This is a genomic window from Vibrio sp. D3, from assembly GCF_043995865.1.
Lineage (GTDB): Bacteria > Pseudomonadota > Gammaproteobacteria > Enterobacterales > Vibrionaceae > Vibrio > Vibrio diabolicus.
The window spans coordinates 44,199-67,001 of the sequence record NZ_CP171887.1; the positions used below are offsets into that span (position 1 = coordinate 44,199).

15 protein-coding genes and 3 pseudogenes are annotated in these 22,803 nt (G+C 47.1%); 10 read left to right on the top strand and 8 right to left on the bottom strand.

Going from position 1 to position 22,803, the window contains the following annotated elements; genetic code table 11:
• Positions 1-450: 450 nt before the first annotated feature.
• The 5 genes and pseudogenes from ACHFJ9_RS08260 to ACHFJ9_RS08280 all read left to right on the top strand — a co-directional run bounded on the left by ACHFJ9_RS08260 (position 451) and on the right by ACHFJ9_RS08280 (position 7,070).
• Positions 451-2,166: a dipeptide ABC transporter ATP-binding protein gene (locus tag ACHFJ9_RS08260; protein ID WP_005379108.1), complete on the top strand. Its 1,716-nt coding sequence runs from the start codon at positions 451-453 to the stop codon at positions 2,164-2,166.
• A gap of 92 nt (positions 2,167-2,258) precedes the next feature.
• Positions 2,259-3,813, top strand: a pseudogene (locus tag ACHFJ9_RS08265) (ABC transporter substrate-binding protein).
• 145 nt (positions 3,814-3,958) lie between these two features.
• Complete coding sequence (locus ACHFJ9_RS08270) at positions 3,959-4,936, top strand: ABC transporter permease (protein ID WP_031780394.1); 978 nt, start codon at positions 3,959-3,961, stop codon at positions 4,934-4,936.
• 2 nt (positions 4,937-4,938) lie between these two features.
• Positions 4,939-5,895, top strand: coding sequence for an ABC transporter permease (locus ACHFJ9_RS08275; RefSeq protein ID WP_005394358.1), 957 nt, complete (start codon positions 4,939-4,941; stop codon positions 5,893-5,895).
• 159 nt (positions 5,896-6,054) lie between these two features.
• Positions 6,055-7,070 (top strand): annotated as a pseudogene (locus ACHFJ9_RS08280) (SPOR domain-containing protein).
• Positions 7,071-7,146: 76 nt separating this feature from the next.
• Here the strand turns inward: ACHFJ9_RS08280 and ACHFJ9_RS08285 are convergent.
• From ACHFJ9_RS08285 to ACHFJ9_RS08310, 6 genes and pseudogenes are all read right to left on the bottom strand, one after another.
• Positions 7,147-7,290: a hypothetical protein gene (locus tag ACHFJ9_RS08285; RefSeq protein WP_012841245.1), complete on the bottom strand. Its 144-nt coding sequence runs from the start codon at positions 7,288-7,290 to the stop codon at positions 7,147-7,149.
• Positions 7,280-9,603, bottom strand: a pseudogene (locus ACHFJ9_RS08290) (acid phosphatase). The gene ACHFJ9_RS08285 and the pseudogene ACHFJ9_RS08290 overlap by 11 nt, the downstream one beginning before the upstream one ends.
• Positions 9,604-9,865: 262 nt before the next feature.
• A complete protein-coding gene (locus tag ACHFJ9_RS08295; protein WP_395357412.1) occupies positions 9,866-11,425 on the bottom strand; it encodes a hypothetical protein in 1,560 nt (519 codons plus the stop codon).
• A gap of 2 nt (positions 11,426-11,427) precedes the next feature.
• On the bottom strand, positions 11,428-12,000 hold the full coding sequence (locus ACHFJ9_RS08300; protein ID WP_005394366.1) for a sigma-70 family RNA polymerase sigma factor: 573 nt from the start codon (positions 11,998-12,000) through the stop codon (positions 11,428-11,430).
• Positions 12,001-12,002: 2 nt separating this feature from the next.
• The gene (locus ACHFJ9_RS08305; RefSeq protein ID WP_395193065.1) at positions 12,003-13,475 is read right to left on the bottom strand and encodes a chromosome partitioning protein ParA; all 1,473 of its coding nucleotides are present in this window, start codon (positions 13,473-13,475) and stop codon (positions 12,003-12,005) included.
• Between the two features lie 13 nt (positions 13,476-13,488).
• Positions 13,489-14,841 carry a serine/threonine-protein kinase gene (locus ACHFJ9_RS08310; protein WP_395193064.1) on the bottom strand — a complete coding sequence of 451 codons (1,353 nt, stop codon included), beginning with the start codon at positions 14,839-14,841 and terminating at the stop codon, positions 13,489-13,491.
• A 219-nt stretch (positions 14,842-15,060) separates the two neighbouring features.
• On the opposite strand from ACHFJ9_RS08310, the gene ACHFJ9_RS08315 reads away from it, so the two are divergent.
• The 4 genes from ACHFJ9_RS08315 to ACHFJ9_RS08330 all read left to right on the top strand — a co-directional run bounded on the left by ACHFJ9_RS08315 (position 15,061) and on the right by ACHFJ9_RS08330 (position 18,061).
• On the top strand, positions 15,061-16,068 hold the full coding sequence (locus ACHFJ9_RS08315) for a LacI family DNA-binding transcriptional regulator (RefSeq protein ID WP_012841242.1): 1,008 nt from the start codon (positions 15,061-15,063) through the stop codon (positions 16,066-16,068).
• A 55-nt stretch (positions 16,069-16,123) separates the two neighbouring features.
• Positions 16,124-17,059 (top strand): LysR family transcriptional regulator, encoded by a 936-nt coding sequence (locus ACHFJ9_RS08320; protein ID WP_256935883.1) that lies wholly within the window; start codon positions 16,124-16,126, stop codon positions 17,057-17,059.
• A 271-nt stretch (positions 17,060-17,330) separates the two neighbouring features.
• Positions 17,331-17,735, top strand: a complete 405-nt coding sequence (locus tag ACHFJ9_RS08325; protein ID WP_258643221.1) for an SMR family transporter — start codon at positions 17,331-17,333, stop codon at positions 17,733-17,735.
• Positions 17,732-18,061 (top strand): SMR family transporter, encoded by a 330-nt coding sequence (locus ACHFJ9_RS08330; protein WP_053807555.1) that lies wholly within the window; start codon positions 17,732-17,734, stop codon positions 18,059-18,061. Before ACHFJ9_RS08325 ends, ACHFJ9_RS08330 begins: the two co-directional genes overlap by 4 nt.
• Before the next feature lie 888 nt (positions 18,062-18,949).
• Here ACHFJ9_RS08330 and edd read toward each other — a convergent pair.
• Both edd and ACHFJ9_RS08340 read right to left on the bottom strand, forming a co-directional pair.
• On the bottom strand, positions 18,950-20,746 hold the full coding sequence (edd, locus tag ACHFJ9_RS08335; protein ID WP_395356456.1) for a phosphogluconate dehydratase: 1,797 nt from the start codon (positions 20,744-20,746) through the stop codon (positions 18,950-18,952).
• Positions 20,746-21,270 (bottom strand): gluconokinase, encoded by a 525-nt coding sequence (locus ACHFJ9_RS08340; RefSeq protein ID WP_005478642.1) that lies wholly within the window; start codon positions 21,268-21,270, stop codon positions 20,746-20,748. Before ACHFJ9_RS08340 ends, edd begins: the two co-directional genes overlap by 1 nt.
• 153 nt (positions 21,271-21,423) lie before the next feature.
• Between ACHFJ9_RS08340 and ACHFJ9_RS08345 the strand changes: the two genes are divergently transcribed.
• A complete protein-coding gene (locus ACHFJ9_RS08345; protein WP_005478622.1) occupies positions 21,424-22,800 on the top strand; it encodes a GntP family permease in 1,377 nt (458 codons plus the stop codon).
• The last annotated feature ends 3 nt before the right edge of the window (positions 22,801-22,803 follow it).

The following is a 22,803-nucleotide window of genomic DNA, read 5'->3' on the forward strand; positions in this document are numbered from 1 at the left end:
TTAGCCTATCCTTTCTCTTTCTAAGTTTGGCTTTTTATATTTGCCGACTATTTTATTAATAGTTTTTTATGTTGAAAAATTGCTTTTCGCATACGATATTGTTTGTTAAATGTTAATAATTGCACATGAATAGTATGGTTAATGGTCCCGGTTGGCTCGTGCTTATTTTTAGAGCATTTTTCTAGTTTTATTGGTGCATGGCGCACAAAAATAGTGTGATATGAAAATGGTTAAATACTTGTTAATGCATTTTTATTCGCTCATTGTGCGTTTATTTAATGTTTTCTCGGCGGAATATACTTTAATTGTTGCTTTTTTGTGTGATTTTTGCCAAATTGTTTCCGCATTAAGATTTCAGAGTATTATTCTGAATTTGAACGGATTCATTCAGGTGATGAATGGTGCCTTTGGCGCGATTCGATACCACAGACAAGGCAGTAGAGGTCTGAAATGTCACTATTAGAAGTGAAAAACCTTCGTATTGAATACCCATCCCGACACGGCGTTCACGCTGCCGTGAAGTCACTTTCTTTTCATATTGAACGTGGTGAAATCGTGGGTGTTGTTGGCGAATCAGGTGCGGGTAAATCCACCGTTGGTAACGCCGTTATTGATTTGCTTAGCCCTCCAGGTCGCGTTGCTAGCGGCGATGTTTTCTTGGATGGAGAAAAAATTTCTGGTTTATCACCAGAAGCGATGCGTAAGGTTCGCGGATCGAAGATTGGTTTTATTTTCCAAGATCCAATGACCTCACTTAACCCACTTTTTACGGTTGAGCAGCAGCTGAAAGAGACGATCCACGCCAACATGAAAGTCTCTGATGAAGAGGCGTATCAGCGTGCACTTTCTCTGATGCAGCAAGTTGGCATCCCGCAGCCAGAAAACCGCTTGAAACAATACCCACACCAATTCTCTGGTGGTATGCGTCAGCGTGTCGTCATTGCGATTGCTTTGGCTGGTGAGCCAGATCTGATCATCGCCGATGAGCCAACAACGGCACTGGACGTATCAATCCAAGACCAAATCCTCAACTTGATCCGAGAATTGTGTATCAAGAATAATGTCGGCTGTATGCTGGTTACTCACGATATGGGTGTGGTCTCCAACGTCACTGACCGCGTCGCGGTAATGTATCGTGGTGACTTGGTGGAGTTTGGACCAACAGCCAAAGTGTTGGGCGATCCTGATCACTCCTATACTCGCAGCCTAATTTCAGCCGTTCCACGTTCAGACAGAAAGCTCGATCGCTTCCCTTTGGTCAGCTACATCGAAGAAGCGGCAGAAATGGAGCCACTCGACATCAAGAATCACTGGCTAGGACAAAGCCAGGATGAGCGCGAGTACACAGGCCCGCTTTTGGACGTGAAGAACGTTAATCTGCGCTTTGTCACCAAAGACTCTTTATTTGAAAGCCGTCGCGAATACGTGCAGGCATCCAATAATGTGAGCTTTGAAGTGCATGAAGGCGAAACCTTTGGTTTGGTGGGTGAGTCTGGCTCTGGTAAATCAACCATTGCGCGAGTTATTGCTGGTTTATACCAACCTAACTCTGGTCAGGTGAAGTTTGAGGGTATTGACCTGACAGCTTTAACCTCTGAGAAAGAACGCCGCCCAATGCGTCGTCAAATGCAGATGGTGTTCCAAAACCCGTATACCTCAATGAACCCTCGTATGAAGGTATTCGATATTATTGCTGAGCCAATCCGTTTTCATAAACTGACGAAAAACGAGTCGGAAACTCGCCAAATCGTGAATGACCTTCTCGATCATGTTGGTTTGGGTCGCATGGCTGGGCTTAAGTACCCTCATGAATTCTCCGGTGGTCAGCGTCAGCGTATTTCTATTGCGCGTGCGTTGGCGACTCGTCCTCGACTTTTGATTTGTGATGAACCGACATCGGCACTGGACGTATCGGTACAGGCACAAATTCTAAACTTGCTGAAAGATCTGCAAAGTGAGCTGAACTTGACTATGTTGTTTATCAGCCACGATTTACCTGTTATTCGCCAGATGTGTGACCGAGTAGGTGTGATGCAAATGGGTACACTTTTAGAAGTGGCACCAACAGAACAGTTATTTACGGCACCCCAACACGAATACAGCAAAAAATTGATTTCTCTGATGCCTGAATTTACAGGCTTGCGAGAAGAGATCGAGACGGCATAAACCAAGCACCTCGCTTGGCTAACCTTTAGTCATAACAAAGACGCAAACACAACAACAAGGGATCCGTATCCCCGCATGAAGGAGTTATGCAAATGAAAACCATGAAAAGCAAATTAGCAGTGGCGCTAATGGCGGCGGGCCTAAGCTTTAATGCACTGGCAGCAGATATCAAAGTTGGCTACGCAGCTGACCCAGTATCGCTTGACCCACATGAGCAGCTATCAGGTGGCACACTGCAAATGTCACACATGGTATTTGATCCGTTAGTTCGCTTTACTCAAAAAATGGATTTCGAACCTCGTCTAGCAGAGAGCTGGGAGCGCATTAACGACACTACCGTTCGTTTTAAATTGCGTGAAGGTGTGAAATTCCACTCTGGTAATACCCTAACGGCTGACGACGTTGTATGGACGTTTGAGCGTCTACAAAGTTCTCCTGATTTTAAAAACATTTTCGACCCGTACGAGAAAATCGTCAAAGTGGACGACAACACGTTCGATCTTGTAACCAAAGGTCCTTACCCACTAGTGCTGCAAACTGCAACGTACATTTTCCCTATGGACAGCAAGTTCTACACGGGTAAAACAGCAGACGGCAAAGACAAGTCTGAGCTAGTGAAGCACGGTAACTCATTTGCATCGACTAACGTATCTGGCACGGGTCCATTCATTGTGACTTCACGTGAACAGGGCGTAAAAGTGGAATTTGAACGCTTTAAAGATTACTGGGACAAAGAGTCGAAAGGTAACGTTGATAAGCTAACGCTTGTTCCAATCAAAGAAGACGCGACTCGTGTAGCTGCGCTACTTTCTGGCGGCGTTGACATGATTCACCCGGTAGCACCAAACGATCACAAACGTGTGAAAGACGCAGACGGCATCGATCTAGTAACGCTACCAGGTACTCGTATCATCACGTTCCAACTAAACCAAAACAGCAACGAAGCACTGAAAGATGTTCGCGTTCGTCAAGCGATTGTTCACGCAATCAACAACGAAGGCATCGTTAAGAAAATCATGAAAGGCTTCGCTACTGCAGCTGGTCAGCAGAGTCCAACTGGCTACGTTGGTCACGATGACAAGCTAGTACCTCGCTACGATCTGAAGAAAGCAAAACAACTGATGAAAGAAGCGGGTTATGAGAACGGCCTGACGCTAACTATGATTGCGCCAAACAACCGCTACGTAAACGATGCGAAAGTAGCGCAAGCGGCGGCGGCAATGTTGTCTAAGATTGGCATCAAGGTTGATCTGAAAAACTATGCCAAAAGCGCAATACTGGCCTGAGTTTGATAAGTGTGCGGCAGACATGCTGATGATTGGTTGGCACTCGGATACAGAGGACTCGGCAAACTTCAACGAGTTCCTAACCATGACTCGTAACGAAGAAACCGGTCGTGGTCAGTACAACTGTGGTCACTACTCAAACCCAGAAATGGACAAAGTGGTTGAAGCTGCAAACGTAGAGACGGACCCTGCGAAACGTGCAGCAATGCTGAAAGGTGTCGAAGCGACGCTATACAACGATGCTGCATTCGTACCGCTACACTGGCAAAGTGAAGCGTGGGGTGCGAAGTCTAACGTGAAAGCCGCAGACATCGTGAACCCAATGGTAATGCCTTACTTTGGCGACCTAGTTGTCGAGTAATCATACTTAGTCATGACAGAGAGGGGCGCCAGTCCTTCTCTGTTTTCGACACTTGGCTCGGTTTATTTCAGTCGGATTGAGCCAGTTTTACAGACTGAATTTTCTCTCTAAGTTTAGAGATCTATGGATAGTTAAGGGGCAAGGAATGTTTTCGTTTCTGGTCAAGCGCCTGTTTCAGGCACTGATAGTGATGTTTGTGATCAGTTTGGTGGCGTTTGCCATTCAGGACAACCTGGGTGATCCGCTGCGTGAGCTTGTAGGTCAGTCGGTTTCGGAGTCGGAGCGCCAAGCGCTACGTGACGAATTGGGCCTGAACGATCCCTTTATCACAAAGTACACGCGCTTTGTGGGTAATGCACTGCAAGGTGATTTGGGTACATCATACTTTTTCAAGCGACCTGCGGTTGAGGTGATCCTCGATAAGCTGGTGGCAACATTAGAGCTCGTGTTTGGCGCGACGCTCATCATTATCGTTTTCTCTATACCACTCGGGGTGTATTCCGCGATTCACCCGAAGAGTGTCTTTACCAAATTTGTTATGGCGATGAGTAGTGTCGGCATCTCGATTCCGGTGTTCCTAACCGCAATCATGCTTATGTACGTTTTCTCCATCGAACTTGGCTGGCTGCCTTCCTACGGGCGAGGTGAAACCGCTAACGTGCTCGGTTGGGAATCTGGCTTCTTTACCATCGATGGTATTAAGCACCTTATCCTGCCGTGTATTGCGCTAGCGTCTATCATGCTGCCGTTGTTCATCCGTCTGGTACGTTCAGAAATGCTGGAAGTACTGAGCTCGGAATACATTAAGTTCGCCAAAGCAAAAGGTTTGAACTTACAAAAAATTTACTACCAACATGCACTTAAGAACACCATGCTGCCAGTACTGACGGTAGGTGGCGTGCAGATTGGTACCATGGTGGCTTACACCATCCTAACCGAAACCGTATTCCAGTGGCCGGGTACAGGCTTTCTTTTCCTAGAAGCAATCAACCGTGTCGATACACCGTTGATCACAGCTTACGTTATCTTTGTTGGTCTGATTTTCGTGGTAACCAATACCATCGTTGATTTGCTGTACGGCATCATCAACCCAACTGTGAACTTAACTGGAAAAGGAGCTTAATCATGAGCCAATCAAATGTAACACCAGCTCCTGAAGCCGCTCCATCTGCATGGCAGCGTTTTAAAGAGTCGGACTTCTTGTATTACTTCAAGCGCGACAAAGTGGCGATGGCAAGTTTTACGGTCTTTATGATGTTCTTAGTGTTGGCATTAGCTGCGCCAATTCTAGCTCCGACTGACCCGTATGATCTGACGTCTATCGACATCATGGATTCAGAGCTACCACCGTCTTGGATGGAAGAGGGCGATGAGCGTTTTGTTCTTGGTACTGATGAGCAAGGCCGTGATATTTTATCGACCATTCTTTACGGTTCTCGTCTGTCTTTGACGATCGGCTTTTTAGCCGTCGGTCTTCAGTTGATTTTGGGTATCATCATTGGTTTGTCGGCGGGTTACTTCGGTGGTCGTATCGATAGCTTCTTGATGCGTTTTGCAGACGTACAGTTGTCATTTTCGACCATGATGGTCGCGATCATCGTGTCAGCTATCTTCAAAGCCAGCTTTGGCAGTGATTTTTACAGCCAATACGCGGTGGTGATGCTGGTGGTGATCATCGGTGTGGCTGAATGGCCGCAATACGCACGTACCATTCGTGCTTCAGTACTGGCTGAGAAGAAGAAAGAATACGTAGAAGCGGCGCGTGTGATGGGCTTTAAAGCTCCGCGAATCATGTTCCGTCACATCCTGCCGAACTGTCTATCACCAATCTTGGTTATCTCGACGGTACAGGTAGCGAATGCGATCATGTCGGAAGCGGCACTGTCATTCCTAGGTTTGGGTCTTCCTGTTGATCAGCCGTCACTAGGTGCGCTGATCAGCATCGGCTTTAACTACATCTTCTCAGGTGCGTGGTGGATTACTGCCTTCCCAGGCATCGTGTTGGTTACACTGGTTCTGGTTATCAACTTATTGGGTGACTGGTTACGAGATGTATTCAACCCGAAACTGTACAAAGGTTAAGAATTTTCCCGCCAAGCGTTGTAAATTCGCTTAATTCCTTCCTAAACTGAGAGCCGGATGCAAATTCCGGCTCTTTTTTTGCTAGTTATTCTTTGTTCACATTTTTTTTTGGCGCTTTGCCGCCATAATGACCTTACCCACTAATTTAGAGTGAAGTGTATGGAAATGAAGAAGGCACAACACCCATCTCGTATCTTCCGAGCAAGCCTAGCTTTCGGCTTGCTGCTGGTATGCGCCCAGTTTTCTAGCCCAGTATCGGCAGAGGAGTTCCTTTGCCAAGCTACTCAAGCCAGCGAGAAAGAAAACTGCCGATGCTTGAGAAAACGTGCCCAATTGGTAACGGAGTATGGGGAAAGAAAGTGCCGCAAGGAGGCAACTACCTCTACTGGATTCAATGCGGATTACTACCAAAGCCAATGTCACTCGCGAAAGCAAAGCCGCTTTACAGCAAGATTACGACCGACGTGTGGATGAAGCCGGAGTCCCAAGGTTATCGCTGTTTGATTGGGCCTTACAAAGATCTGTCTGATGCGAGGGGGGATTTGCGAGGAGTCAAAACCTTGTCGAATTACAAAGAGGCGTTCATCCGCGTGGTTGGAAAAGAGAATAAACAGTCTACGACACCATCTAAACCCGCTGTGCCGTCGAAATCAGCCGCATCTTCGGTTAAGCCAACACCGACGGTGACCCCGAAACCCGCGCCAGTTCCTGCCGTGCGAGCTGATACCGACGCCTTTACAGCGCCGGTAGAGAAGTCAAAGACCAAGGCAAAAAATAAGCGTGATAATTCTTCGTCCAAGCCTATTGCTAAGACCAAAGCGAAGCCGGTTGTGAGCGGGAATGATGACATTGAAGTTCGGTTGAGAACCTCCTTACAAGGCAAAACGTACGTGGTGCCGTACTTACTCGACCACCACAATCAGTTTTACATGGAATACGGCAAGCCGTGGAATCGTCTCAACTACGAAAACTCGCAAAAAGTATGTCAGCAACTGGGTATGAGCTTAGCCAGCCCTGCAGAATTCAAAGTGTTGAGGGCGTCTGGTGTGATGGAAAAAAATCAATGGCCACTGCAACTGCCGTATTGGGGCAAAGATAAGAAAGGTTTGTTCGCAGATCGTGAGCCAAACCAGCTCACCGGAACCTCATTATTGAACGTAGTGTGCGTGAAATAACGACTCAAATATTGCGGTCAAAAAGATAGAAGAAAGCCCCGAGTTCGGGGCTTTTTTGCGGTCTCAAATATTATCGCTATTTGAGTGGCGTTTCTTTGTGACAGTTAGAGCAGATATACACTTCTTTGATGCCGACCAAGCGTTCCCAAAGCGTTCTGCGTCTTCTACGCAAATGCACGCTATCACAGCAAGGGTTAACGATGGTTGCTTTAGTCATCATCGCCAGGCTCCAAAATCGGGAGCGAACTCGCGATGCTCGTCATGGCTTCTTTGTTGTGAGAGTACAGACCATATTCCGGCGCGGATTCATGACCGTTTTGCTCTTTACTCCAACGAATACCGATGTAGAAGTTACCAAAATCACGGTTGATGTAACGATGACGAGTTTTGTAATCTGACTCTGAGCCTGTTTCTTTTAGAATCAGCAGCTCACGGCCTTCATCACTCTGGATTTCCCAATTACCTGGAGTTTGGAATCCTGTTGGCATGAACGACGTGTAGTTGTAAGTATCAGCGTCGTACTCGTACGTACCTGACGAGTATTTCAGGACTTTGTCGTCGCCCGAGCCTTTACTTTCTACCATCAAGTCATGCTCTACCGTGCCGTGTTTGATGTGTTCTGCAACCGAAAGTGATTCTGCAAATGGTGTATTGCTTGAATCCATCCAGAACAGCTCATCATCTGAGATTTTAACGATCATCTGAGTGCCGTTATGCTCGGTTGTGTGCTGGTACAGCATTTCATACTCTTCGCCGTAGCTGTTGTATAGCTTGCCGTCTTTCAGCTCGACGTCTTCACAGTCTTTATTTTGGTATTCCGCGTAACCAGTTTTGTTGGTCCAGATCGGCAAGAATAGCGTAGGCATCGTGTTCCCATGTGTTTTCTAGGAAGTCGCTGATGCTCGCTTTGTACTCTTGATTCATCTCATCATGGTTTTGAGCCCCAGCAGAATAGTAGGCCTTCAGAGTCTTGCATCAACATGGCATAGCCGATTTCACCGTCTTTTTGAGCGAAGCTACCATTTTCCATTCTTGACCGTTGAAGTGCTCGTGAGTGAAGCCCAAAGTCGGTACTACTGGTGGTGGCGTTACGCCTTCGATAACCGTTGGCATGCTAAGCGCAATCTGTACCGCGGTATGGCCATCTGTTTGCGCTAATCGCAAGTGCTGCACCAGCTTCGCTCGCTTTTGTCGGTGTGCCTTTAATGGTGACAATCGCATTACCATCCTCAGATACTGTTAGACCTTCAATGTCCACATAGTCCGCTGAGTAGTCGGTGATATGACCGTCTTTATCTTGGAACAAGCTAGAAATATCGAGCGTTTGTTCAAATTCTTCACCTTGTTGTAGGTACCAACCATCAACGATGGACTGTAGATGCGCTTGTTCTGTTTCTACAACCATTGGTGGTAAGTTTGCCGATTCGATTTCGAACTTAAATACGGTGCTTACCGTACCTAAAACTTTACCTGAATAATCAATGTCTTGCGCCGTTAGGACGATCTCAAAATCACCAGCTTTTTCTACGATAGCAGTCGGATATAGAACAATCAGGTTGCCAGTTTGCGCAACTTCAATGCCTGTGCCTGCTAAGTTGTGCGTCAGTTTGGTTGTCACAAGGTTTTGGTCTTTGTCTGTGAAAAGACCTTCGATGTTTAGTTCAACGCCATCAAAGCCTGCGCCTTGTACGATTTTTGGTAATTTGCCAAGCTTATCTTTAGCAGCCTCTTCGACGGTTTCGTTTACGGTTAGCTTGTTATTGATTGCCGTTTCAGGTGCTAAGTTGTCGCTATTTGGGGTCGCGTCAGTGATGATTGGGCGTAGGCTTGCATCATTGATGTTTTCGCCGGATGCGATAAGACGATCGACTTCTTGGTTTGCCGCTTGAGCAAATTCAGTGGCCTTTTTCTCGTAGTTAGCTGGGTTTTGCGCTTTTGAGTCGGTCAGAATCTGAGCGGTTTTATGTAGTTCGGCGTTTTTTGTCGCACCTTCAACAAAATCACTGTACAGATCAATTGGTGCTTCTTCTGAGCCTCCTAGCGCTTGGTTTACCTTGGCTTTTGCGTCTTCTTCACTAATGGATGGATCTTTTGCCATTTCAATCGCAACAAGGTCTGTGATAGGTGAAATCACGTTTGACGATGTTGGTGCACGGAACACGATTTCGTGGGCCATGGCTTGGCCTGGATGATCCATATCAACCGTGTATTTGCCAGCGTACTCTTTAGCATCCAAAGCGATAAGCTGTTTCTGTTTTGCACCGTTTGGTGTAATGGTCTGCAGTGCTAGAGTGTTTTCTGGTTTTGCATCCAATTTAAGCTGACCTTTCTCATCGGTCAGACCAAGGAATGTTTCTTGAGTGTCCCATTGGCCGTTGTTGTTCGTATCTTCAAAAACAACTGCATGTTTGAAGTAGCCGTCAAAGCCAGTGATCACAACACCGTTGTTAGCACTGTTTGAACCACCATCTGAACCGCCACAGCCAGTAAGAGCGATAGCCACTGACGCTGCTAATAAACTCACCTTATTCATTATTCATTTGTCCTTGTTTCGTTTCCGAATGAGAAAGTCGCTTTTTTATTGTTTTTATCTTTCAATCTCACTAGTGAGATTGAAGAGAGTGGTGTCTTTTTAATGACTATTGAGCCTAGGTTCAAGACACGAAAAACCGCACAAAACCCGTAAAATTTATTTCTATTTTTTGTCTATGATGGAAAATTGATAATTTGATCACGGTTCCAGTTTTGTTTTTGGGATGATTGTTTTGTCAAAATAACCATCTGTAAAGAAAGGTTTATTGGGTGTTGCTAAGGACTGGGGCGTGATAAATCATGTTGATCTTAAATTCCTCAACGCGATCAGCAAATTGAGGGTGAGGTTTAAGCACATAACTGTAGACTTCGCCTGGAATGAATATGTCGTAATCTGTGTATTCAAGGTTGTAAAACATAAATGTCCGTTGCCAGTAATCATCTGGCCATTCAGCACAATGTATTGGACTTACGCCGTCAAAATCCATTGAGCTAGAGATAATATCGGCAAACTCGCCTCGCCCCGCTACGATAGAGCTGTGCCAGTAAAATAAATAATCATGACAAAATAGGTCATGTTGGTTTGATTTCATATTGAGATCAGAGTCCAGTTTGTGCACTGGTTCGTTACCCTGAACACTTCTATCAAATATGTAGTTGCTAGCAGTCCCGTTTATGTAACCTCCTCCTGAAATGGGAAAGAGGTAGTCAAACAACGTTCCTTGATATTCGTACTCACCAGTGTGGACATTGATGCGTTTTTCCATCGATTGCTTGTTTTTTTGCATGGTGTAGCTTTCGAATTGTTTGCCATCAAACACGGTGGTGAAATAGTTCTGAGTCTCTTTATGAACCTGGGATGCGTATACCTTTTTGGTGGTCCAAATTTGGCGTACGCCGTGGACATAAACAATCAACGAGTCATCACTGATTTTGTACTCACCCACCTTTTTTAAGTCTCCCTTTTCAGGACACTGGTGTTTGTTGTTTGAGGCGGCATAACGTACCTCGTCATCCTCAAACTGAAACGCTTCGCAATACACCACTTCATACGCGTACGCGGTACCGCCAAGGTTTTGCGTCGTCTCCAAGCGATAGACAATGCCGCCAATTAACGGGTGTTCCGTGTCATTGTGACCTGGAGTGACAACAGGCAACTCAAAACGTGTTGTGACCCACGCATGGTCGCTGTCGCCGTGGTAATCATCACGCGCCGCTACCGCCAGGTATGTGGTGGTTTTAATGTTCTCTGGTGCACCTAGCACCATCATTTGTCCTTGGTTTAGCACCCTTAATCCATTGGCGTTTTCGAGCCAAATCCGAGTGGTGAGGAGATCACCATCCGGGTCTTCAAACAGTTGGGTAAGATTGAGCGAATAGCTAATCGGAGAGTTTTGGTTGAGCTCCCAAGCATAAATAATGGTTTGTAGCTGTTGTTCCACCGTGAGGTTGATGATGGGTTTATTGTTCTCTGATGAGTCCTCTTTTGAGCGGCTGTCTTCATAACCCACAGACGAGTCGTAAAAAGAGCCGTCTTCTGTAGTATGAAATGGGTTCGTAACTGGCCCTGGTTGTCCTAAAATGGCAGAATTGAAGGCGTCATCACCGTCTTTTGTGTGGGCGTTCTCCAACGCAGAACCTGTCAACGCTTGCTTTACTTCAACTAAAGATGTGCGTTCATATTGCCGATGTGTTCGCTCGGTTGATTGGCTCGTGCTGTCTGATGAGTTCGCCGCAGATGCTAAGCTGGTTTCGTCTGACATGCAGTATACGCCGAGCAAACCAACGCAGATGGCGCCGATTATCCAAAACTTTTTGCTTATCATTACGCGTGCGCCATTCGTGATTGCAACCAACTGCGAGAGAATTTTAGGTCTTTCTCTATTAAGCTCGCGCTGCACTCGAGTAGTTCACTGATTTCTTGGTTTTTCATTCCCATTAAATACTTGAGTTTGAGTGCACTTGATTGGCGTGGGTAACGGCTACTGAAGTTATCCAGAGCTTTATCCATGATGATCAATTGTTCGAAGCGATCTTCTTCATCTCTCATCAACGTAATGTGTTGGCGCTTTTGCGCTTGGTGTGAGCGTGCGTTATCGATCAAGATTTGACGCATCACTTTGGCGGCCATCAAAAAGAAATCACGTTTTGTTTCAATTTCACTCATGTCGCAGTTGGACATCTTCAGGTAAGCATCATGAATTAATGCCGTGGTGCTGTTGACGCTATCGGCCAATACCTTGTTGTCGGTGCCGTACTTTTCCGCGTTTCGTTCACGCTCGTGTTGGGCGATCTTACGTAACTGCAAATACGCAAATTGGTAAAGCTCACTCTCAGCTTGTTTATCACCAGATTGCCATTGTTGAATGATTTGTGTCAGTGCTACTGCTGTTGCCATGGTTATACATCCTCGCTCACTTTGACAAATTCAGAAATGGTGTGGGTTTCAATGCGATCAGAGCCGTCTCGGTTGCGGAGAACATCTTGTTGATAACGATATAAAATGCCTTGTTCCCAAGTTGCGCCAGCGGGCAAATATTCCCAAGTGGTGTAATTGATTTCGGCAGGGGTCGTTGACCAACGTACCATGACATTCATTTGCGCAAGCTCGGCTTTGGGTTCGTCATTGTTGACCCACCACATGTCCGCATACTCTTGGGTGACATCTTGGGTGTATAGGCTTGCGTCGGTTGGACAGGTGTCTGCATTATGCGGCAGTCGCATGACTTGTTGGTGGCGCATCAATAGGCACGATTGTGTCATGGACTGCTGGTGGTATTGGGTCTGCTGCCATACCCCGAGGTAGTCGATGTCGTGTTCGTTCGTGTTGGGGTAGGTAAACCACAGCATTTCTGTACGATTGTGGTGGTGGATGTTTTTTTTACGCCCAAGGCCTTGTACTTTTTCCATCAGTAGCTCAGTACTTGGATCAAAGTTGAGTGCAACGGAGCGGTATTTCCAGTCGCCTTCATCATCAAAGTCTTCAAGAGAGAAGCCATTCAAATCATTGCGGGTGCATCCAGTGATTGAGCAACCGACGATATTAAACCAATCCGCAAATTTGCTTATCGGCTCGACAATGTCTTCCGTGATAGGGCGCTTCATCGAGAGGAAACAGCCTTGAAAATGGTCGCCAACGCTTGGGTGCTCAATCAATGAATCTTTGGTGATGGTGAATCGAGTTTCACCAAACGGAGGGCGATATTTAGGATGATGTTGATAACGTAAATCGTAAGCACAAGCGCGGCCTTGCCAATCTTTCTTTTTGATCACGATGTTTTTGAACGTCATGCCGCGAGGTTCGAAGATGATCTCATCAGAGGCAAAGTTTTTCTCAATGTACTGCTGGCTTTCGTTTAAGTGCTCAATTGCCTCATCGACAGACACCCAGTCGAGATTGAGGTGGCGTTTGGCGTCATCCAGATAATTGAGGTCAAGGCCCTTGAGCTGGTTTTGAAAGCGAGCATCAGACAACACGCGGTTGGCTAAGACAATTTCCTTACGATTCTCAGGCGTGCTGTCGAGAGAGAGCAGCAGGCGCGTCATATTGATGCTACGACTGGGTTTGGTTGTTGCCATCGTCGGTGTAAGCACTTCTTGGCTCGATAAGGTTGTCAGCAGATAACCCTTATCATCGTTGCCAAGGAAGAAGCTAATCACATCACCAGGTTGGTAGTGAAATGCCCCTTGTTGGGTAACGCCAGTGATATTGGAACTGGTTTTGTAATACAAGCCAGTCACCGGCGCATCGATAAAGTAGCCTTGCTTCAAGGATGAAGTGGGCGGGTGTGAAGTGGCAGCAGAAGAGTCTGCTGCTAACGTGGAGGTAGCCGTCAATGCAGACAGCCAAAATACCACTGAACGTGTATACATCTTGTTTTAAGCCTTATGGGTTGGTGCTGTCCTCAGACGCACAATTTGGCTGACAACTCATTGGAGTAGTTAGGTGCTTCTTTGGCACCGGTGTCATCATCGCCAACAACATTTTTTGTTTTATATGTTTGGGGATATCTGGATTAGAGAGTATCCGCCTTCGTGTTAACTCCATCATGGAGCTCACTGAGAGGTGTTCGACATTCTGCCCCTTCGCGTGGAAGATAAGGCGAGTCATTTCGTACATCATATCTTCTGCAATCTTCTTCTCTTGTTGCAGTTGGATATTCTTTTGCATCATGGCGCTGCCAAATAGCACACCTGATAGCACGATGATGCCTGACAATGCAGAAGCAAGAGGGCGCCGTTGCACCAAGCGAAAGGCGCTATACAAAGGCCAGTGTTTTTTCTGCTCGATAGGGCGACGTTCGATAATTCGCTCGATATCAATGCGTAGCGCTCGCACATCTGGGTATCGCACTTGGGTGGCTGGACGCGTCGCCCGTCTTATCACCCAATACACATCAGACCAAACCGCTGGTGACGGAAACATCAAAGCGAGGATTTTGCCCAATGAATAAACATCGCTTTGCTCTGTCAGTACTTGTCCAGCCTGCTGCTCAGGGCTGGCAAAATTTTGGCTAAACGCAATCAGTGCCGAGGGTGAGCCCTCTCGGGTGGAGTGCGCTTTTTGAGTCAAGTTGAAGTCGAGCAGTTTGGGTCGTTTGCTACGATCAATCAGTATATTTTCTGGTTTTAGATCGGCATGCAAAACATGATGCTGGTGGGCGTGCTCCATCGCCTGACAAATCTGCTTAAACAGCAGCAGTTTTTCTGTCTTTTCCAGCTTATTTTCTGACAGGTATTCATCTAAGGTTTGACCAAATACCCGCTCCATCACGATGTAAACTGAATCTTGATGAAGACCGCCATCAAACACTTTCGCTATGTACGGATGGTTTAGACGCGCGAGCAGTTGTGCCTCATCGAAGAGTGCACGTTGTCCCAGCACATTACTCAAATTGCTTTGAATAAACTTGATGGCCAGATCTTGTTCGAACGTTTCATCTGCACGTAGGGCGGCGTAAACGACACCCATGCCACCGCGACCCAACTCATGAGTTAGGCGATACTTACTGATGACTTCTCCGCTTAGATCGACGTCTCGGTTCGTAGCCTGGTGAGCACCAAAGTAAAGTAACTGCGTTAGTTGTTCTTCAGGTGTCTCATTGGCTAAAAGAGGAACGAGTTGTTGATACAGCTCAGGTTGACTTTGTTGCAATGCTTGGAGGTATTGCTGCTTTTGGGAGTCGTCCAGATCAAGCAAGTGATAGTAAATCTGGGTTTCGCTAGAGCCTAACTGCACTGTGCCTAATGTCTTATTCTTTTAGGTACGGCATTTTATAAGAACTTTGATATAAATGTCATTTATTTATTCGGCTTTGACTCACAATGTATGAAACGCAATTTGGTGGCTAATAGAATAATAACGTCATGATTTTGCGAATTATTTTCACTGAGCTTGTCGGCAGAGAGTCTATTCGTCATAATGTTACTTGTAACATTACTGATAAATCACATATTTATGGCTCAACAGAATAAGAAAACTCGCACGACATTGCAGGATGTCGCAGACCAAGTTGGCGTCACGAAGATGACGGTTTCACGTTATATGCGTAACCCTGAATCGGTGGCAGAAAAGACTCGGGCCAAGATTGCGACTGCGATTGAAGAGATGGGATACATCGAAAACCGCGCCCCCGCTATGTTGTCAAAGTCGTCCAGTAAAGCCATTGGTATTTTACTGCCCTCATTGTCCAACCAAATTTTTGCTTCCTTTGTTCAGGGCATCGAGATGGTGACCAAAGCCAATGGTTATGAGACGCTTTTAGCGCATTTTAGCTACGATGAGCTTGAAGAAGAACGCAAGATCGCGTCATTACTCTCTTATCAGGTCGATGGACTTATTCTAACTGAAAGCCATCACACGCCGCGTACATTGCAAATGATAAAAAATGCAGGGATCCCTGTGGTGGAAACCATGGAGTTGCCTCCAGAGCCGATTGATATGGCGGTTGGGCTAGATCATGAAGATGCCTCGTACACGGCGGTTAAGCAGATGCTAGATTCAGGTAAGCGTACAATCGTTTATTTTGGGGCGCGTTTGGATACGCGAACCAAGCTGCGTATGCAAGGTTATGATCGCGCGATGACGGAAGCAGGGCTAGAACCTAAGCACGTATTAACGGGTGATCACTCTAGCTTCTCTTTAGCGCATGATTTGCTTGAACGCGCGCTAGAAACTCACCCAACGCTTGATGGCGTATTTTGTACCAACGATGACATCGCGATAGGGACCATGCTGAGCGCGCAACAACGTGGCATTCAAGTTCCGCAGCAGTTGGCTGTTGTGGGCTATAACGCGTTGGATATCGGTCAAACCATCAGCCCCAAACTGACTAGCGTCGATACGCCGCGTTTCAAAATCGGTGAAAAGAGCGCAGAGCTTTTGATCGCGCGTCTGAAAGGTGAAGCGCAAGAAGAAAAAGTGGTTGATATGGGGTATCAAATTACCTCCGGAGAGAGTGTTTAACTCGCAGTTAACTGCTCTCTGTATTCGCTCATCAATGGTATTGGCAGGTTAGGGTATGGCACATCAGCTGGATGCATTGGATCTCAACTTAATGCGTTTATTAAAGGCCGTGGTGGAAAACCGCAGCATCAAGCTGGCCGCGATGCAGCTGGGCATTTCTCAACCGAGTGCCAGTCGCGGCGTAATGAAGCTTAAGCAAGTGTTTGATGACCCGCTGTTTGTGCGTAAAGCGCATGGGGTTGAGCCGTCACCGATGGCGATACGTCTCGCCGCCGAGTTCGACAACATGATTGCACCACTGGAAAAAGTGGTGCAAGAGTTTGAAGTGTTCGACCCACTGCAATACCAAGGGCAGATCGCGATTGTAACCGACCCTTATTTGATGGATGAACAAGGGCAGCGATTGCTAACTGGCTGCCATCGAGCGTTCCCTAAAGCGCACTTTGCCTTTTCCAGCTGGAACAGTTATTCGCACGATGAAATGCTCGAAGGTGAGCACGATTACTGCATTCTCGACCAAGAGACCGAACTGTCGAAAGACATTTACATGCGCCCGTTATTCGTTGAAAAACGAGTGATTTTGGCGCGTAAAAACCATCCGACTTTGTCGAAAGTCAGCAATGATTGGGACACGGTCTCCAAACTGCCCCTTGTTTCTTTGCCTGCGCCCGCGTCATATAAACCTCTTTGTACCGTGGAGTCTGAGTATCGCCGCATGGGCTATGAGCCTGTGGTGTTATTGAAATCCTATAATTTGCGCGTGGCTTGCCAAATGCTGCAAGAAACCGACGCAATTATGTATGCCAGTCAAAGCTCGGCATTGTTGATGCCGGAACTGGCGTCCTACGCAATGCCACTCGTCAACCGTGAGTTTAGCCAGTTTGTCGTCTCTGGCGGTTTCTTACAAACCAATCGCAACCATCCTTTGCACCGACACTTACATAAAGTGGTACGCCAAACTCTGAAGACGCCATTAATTTTCGCACAGTGACGACTGATTATTGTCTCTCGTCAACGAGATTCTCTGCACAATTTAACCATGAAGAAAATGTGTGATTACATAGACAACTCGATCCTATAGATATTCAAAAATGAATATCTCAATTACCTGTCTCTTTTTCCTGCTCAGCGCTAACCTTATCTCAAATAGTCAGGAGAAGTGGCTCATTTTTATCTTTTTAACTTTTTGAATGTCGATATAGATGCGTGACATTCACCATTCTCCGTTATGCAGTTTTTTAATTTCTGATGGAGGATTCATCATGCTAGTTGCACGTCTATTTTTATTGCTCGCCATCGTTGCCGAAGTAGCAGGCACCAGCACCATGTCTTTTATCGGACAAGGTCATGGATGGTTGGGCTACATCGTGATGTACGTATTGATTGCGGTGTCGTACTACTTCCTCTCGATTGCTGCGAAAAAGATTTCTATCGGCGTGGCATACGCTGTTTGGGAAGGATTGGGTATCTCATTGATCACGGTCGTTTCGATCGTGTTGTTTGATTCTGACTTAAATTCCCAAGAGCTGCTTGGTTTGATGTTAGCTGTCATCGGCATCGTTTGTGTGACTTTAGGTGAGTCACACGGTCAATCTAACACCAAGAAAAACGCCGATAAACTGGCAAAAGAACGTTCATTTTCTACAAGTGTAAGGTGTGAATCATGAGTCAATTTTTTACGATGTCATTTGGATTTGTCGTGATGGCTGCCTTGGTCGACATTGTGGCTAACATGGCGCTCACACGTTCTCACGGCTTTAAATACAAAGGCTGGGGCATTACAGCGATTGTGTTGGTGCTGGCTGCATTCACGTTATTGGCGCAAGCGGTGAAAGAGATCGACTTAGCCATTGCTTATGCTTCTTGGGGCGCGATCGGTATCTTGGGTACCGCAGTAGGTGGTGCCTTGCTGTTTAAGCAGAAACTCAAGCCAATCGGCTGGTTTGGTATCTTTGTGGTGATTGCTGCGGTCGTGGTGATGAAAACCGCTTAATGCAATCCTCTGAGCCCCAGATATCTTCATTCGGAACAGCGAGGGACGAGCGTGATTCAGAACCTACCAACAAAAAGTGCTGTGACAGAGTTGTTTTCTCTGGCTTCACAGCACCTTGATAGTAGATTCCTGATCTCGCCTAGGCTCGTCGGAATGACGGATTTATTCGTTTTTTAGAAAGAACCGAGGCCAATTCCAAAGCTTGCCATTCTGAACAGCGAGGGACGAGCGTGATTCAGAATCTACCGACAGCAAAGTTCTGTGGGGTGTTTTCTCTGGCTTTACAGCACTTTGATAGTTGATTCCTGATCTCGCCTAGGCTCGTCGAAATGACGGAGTCATTCATTTTTAAGAAGAACAGTGACCAACCCCAAAGCTCGTCATTCTGAACAGCGAGGGACGAGCGTGATTCAGAATCTACTAACAAAAAAGTGCTGTGGCAGAGGGATTTTCTCTGGCTTCACAGCATTTTGCTATTAGATTCCTGATCTCGCTTAGGCTCGTCGGAATGACGGATTCATTTTTTAGAAAGAACCGTGATCAACCCCCAAAGTTTGTCATTCTGAACAGCGAGGGACGAGCAAGGTTCAGAACCTACCAACAAAAAGTGCTGTGGCAGAGGTGTTTTCTCTGGCTTCACAGCATTTTGCTATTAGATTCCTGATCTCGCCTAGGCTCGTCGGAATGACGGACTAATTCGTTTATTGAAAAAGAAAAATGACCAATCCCACATCTCGTCATTCTGAACAGCGAGGGACGAGCGTGATTCAGAATCTACCGACAACAAAGTGCTGTGGTAGGGGTGTTTTCTCTGGTTTCACAGCACGTTGATATTAAATTCCTGATCTTGCTTAGGCTCGTCGAAATGACGAGGTCTTTCATCTCGCCTTAAACAATGAAGCTTGCGCCTTCTTCTGCGCTAGAGATGTTTTGGCGGATCACGCTAAACAAGCCTCGTCCCCATGTTTGTTGGGTAGATTCGGTGTCGAAATGAATCAACTCGCGACCTGTGGTGTCGCTTAAGTTGTTCAATTCGCCCGTTTGGCAATCCAGGCGAATCAAATCACCGTTGCGCACTAAACCAATCGCGCCACCACGAATGGCTTCTGGAGAAACGTGAATCGCAGACGGAATTTTACCTGACGCACCAGATAAACGACCGTCCGTCACTAGCGCGACTTTAAAGCCCGCTTTCTGCACGTTGCTGAGAATTGGCATCAGTTTATGCAGTTCAGGCATGCCGTTTGCCGCTGGGCCATTGTGTGTGACCACAACGATGCAGTCTTTGTTCAGCTCGCCACGTTTGTACGCGGCTTCCACTTCATGTTGGCATTGGAATACGATCGCTGGTGCAACAATCACGCGTTGCTCTTCTTTCACCGCAGACACTTTCACCACGGCTTTGCCCAAGTTGCCAGTCAATACGCGAGTGCCGCCAGTATTTTGGAAAGTGGCGTCCGGTTTGGCGATCACGTCACCGTCTTGGCTGCCTTGGCACGGTGTCCAAGTCAGTTGTCCATCGACAAGACTCGGCAACGTCATTTGGTCTTCAAATTCACCAAACACGGGTTTCACATCGCGATGCAAAAGCTCGGATTCGTTCAAGCGGTGCAATAACGCAGGCACGCCCCCCGCATCTTGGAACGCGTTCATATCGGCTGGGCCGTTCGGGTAAACGCGAGCTAACAAAGGAACCACATCCGACAGATCGCTGATGTCTTGCCACGTGAGCAAGATGCCAGCAGCACGCGCCACGGCGATCATATGAATGGTGTGATTGGTGCTGCCGCCAGATGCAAGTAGAGCGATGATGCCGTTGACCAAGCTCTTTTCTGTGACCACCTCGGCCAGCGGACGGAAGTGTGCAGAACCCGCCGTCATTGAGGCGATTTTCAGAGCCGCGTGATCGGTTAACGCTTTACGCAGTTGGGTATGGGGATGAATGAATGCCGAACCTGGCAGCATCAAGCCCATGGCTTCGAACACCAACTGGTTGGTGTTGGCGGTGCCGTAAAACGTACACGTACCCGCAGAGTGGTAAGCCCGACACTCCATATCCAGCAGAGTGTCTTTGCCGACTTCTCCCGCTGCGTATTTTTGGCGCACGTCGACTTTCTCTTCGTTGCTGATGCCTGTTGCCATCAGACCCGCTGGTACAAACGCAGTCGGCAGGTGCGCGTAAGACAGCGCGCCCATCAGTTGCCCCGGGGCGATTTTGTCACAGATGCCAAGCAGTAATGTGGCATCAAAGACATTGTGGCTCAAAGACAACGCCGTTGATTGCGCAATTAAGTCTCTCGAAAACAGCGACATATCCATGCCTGCTTGACCTTGAGTCACCCCATCGCACATCGCTGGCACACAACCTGCGACTTGCGCTGTATGGCCGTAGTCCGCCAGCACTTGTTTGATTTGCGCTGGGTAGTCTTGGTACGGCTGGTGGGCGCTCAACATGTCGTTGTAGGCGCTGATCAGCGCGACATTGGCATGAGTAAAATCGAGAATATTTTTCTTTTCAGAAGAGCAAGATGCGGCGACTGCATGAGCTAAGTTACCACAAGATAAACCAACACGGCCTTTGCCTGCTTCGGCTTGCACTTCGGTGCGAGCAAGAAACGCAGCGCGCGCTTCACGGCTGCGCTCGGTCAAACGTTGTGTGACCTCAAGAACAACAGAGTGAGTCATTACGCCACCTCGATCGCTTGCATTTTGATTAGCTCAGCGGCAGAGCGTTCCACCACGTCGCTGATGTCTCCGTCGATACTGATGATCAGAGTTTGAGGCTCGTTGTCTGGGCGCTCTAGCGTCTCGAATTGGCTCTTCACCATGTTTTCTTTCATGAAGTGGCCTTTGCGCATACGCATGCGATTCAGGATCAACTCCATATCACCATCAAGGAACAGGAAGGTCACGTTGTCGTTGCCTTCGCGGATCTGATCGCGGTAAATCTTTTTCAGTGCTGAACAGACAATAATGCCGTGTTCGTTTTTGCTTTCTAGGCTGTACGCCGCATCACGAATGCGTTCTAGCCATGGCTTGCGATCATCATCGTTCAGAGGCTGGCCCGATGCCATTTTCTGAATGTTCGCTCGTGGATGAAGATCATCACCATCAATGAATTTACGCCCTAGCTTTTTCGCTAGATGCTCACCAATTGTGCTTTTACCACTAGCACAAACGCCCATAACGATGACACTACTACCAGCCATAACTTATCCTCATAACCAAATTTGCGCGTGATCTCAATTTTTGAATTCACTTTAAAATATGGGTTTATCTTATTCATGTTATCGGTAACATGTTACCGGTAACTGAAATAAATGTGAACCATAACACAAACAATAATTCTTAAAGGTGAACCTATGGAGCAATTAACCCAAGCCCCAGATCCTACGTTCCTACTGACGATTGCAGGCCTTGCCATTGCAGCGTTACTCGTTCTGATCATTAAACTGAAAGTCCATGCTTTTGCTTCCCTTACTATGGTGAGTTTAGGCACAGCAATCGCCACTGGCGTTCCTTCTGAGAAAGTCGTATCGACCATGATGGGCGGCTTCGGCGGCACACTGGCTTCCGTGGCATTACTGGTTGGTCTTGGTGCGATGATCGGTAAAATTCTTGAAGTGACTGGCGGTGCGAAAGTGCTGGCAGACACTTTGATTGGTCGCTTTGGTAAAGAGCGCGCACCATTTGCTTTGGGCGTCGCTTCATTACTGTTTGGCTTCCCAATCTTCTTCGATGCTGGCCTTGTAGTGATGATGCCAATCATCCTAAGTGTGGCGGCTCGTTTTGGTGGCTCACCAATTAAATACGCGTTGCCTGCTGCCGGTGCTTTTGCGGTTATGCACGCGTTTGTTCCACCACACCCAGGTCCGGTTGCAGCGGCAGAATTCCTTGGCGCAAACATCGGTCTGCTATTGGTGGTGGGTATTTTGGTTGCTATTCCCACTTGGTACCTTGGCGCTTACCTATTTGGCTTGTACGCGGGCAAAAAATTCGATATCCCACTATCTAAAGCCTTCTTTAATGGCGAAGCTATGGTGGATGAGCGCAACGCACCAAAATTTGGCACGGTTATGACCATCCTTGTGCTGCCAGTCCTGCTAATCTGTTTGGATACGGTATTGAACACACTGGCGGTTGCAGGTTTGATTGATGGCAAAACGGCACTAGTTGAGTTCCTACGTATGCTAGGTAAAACCCCAGTCGCGTTGCTGATTACTTTGATTGTCTGTCTGGCTGTGTTTGCCAAAGACTACGGCATGGCAAAACTAGAAAAATTGTGTGGTGAGTCATTGGCTCCAATCTGTGGCGTTATCCTTGTAACGGGTGCTGGTGGCATGTTTGGCGGCGTACTGCGCTCAAGCGGCATCGGTGATGCACTGGCTGACGTTCTTACAGACACAGGTATGCCTGTGATTGTGGCGGCGTTTGTGATTTCAACCTGTCTACGTGTTGCTCAAGGCTCGGCAACCGTAGCGCTAACCACTACGGCGGCTCTTATCGCGCCAGTTGTGGCTGCATCAACAGGTTTGAGTGAACTAGACCTTTGCTTTATCGTAATCGCGATTGCGGGTGGTGCAACGGTACTGTCTCACTTCAATGACTCTGGTTTCTGGTTGGTATCTCGCCTGCTTGAGATGGATGAGAAAACCACATTAAAAACTTGGACGGTAATGGAAACGTTACTTGGCGGTATCGCGTTTATTATCGTCGCAACATTAAGCTTTATTCTTTAGAGG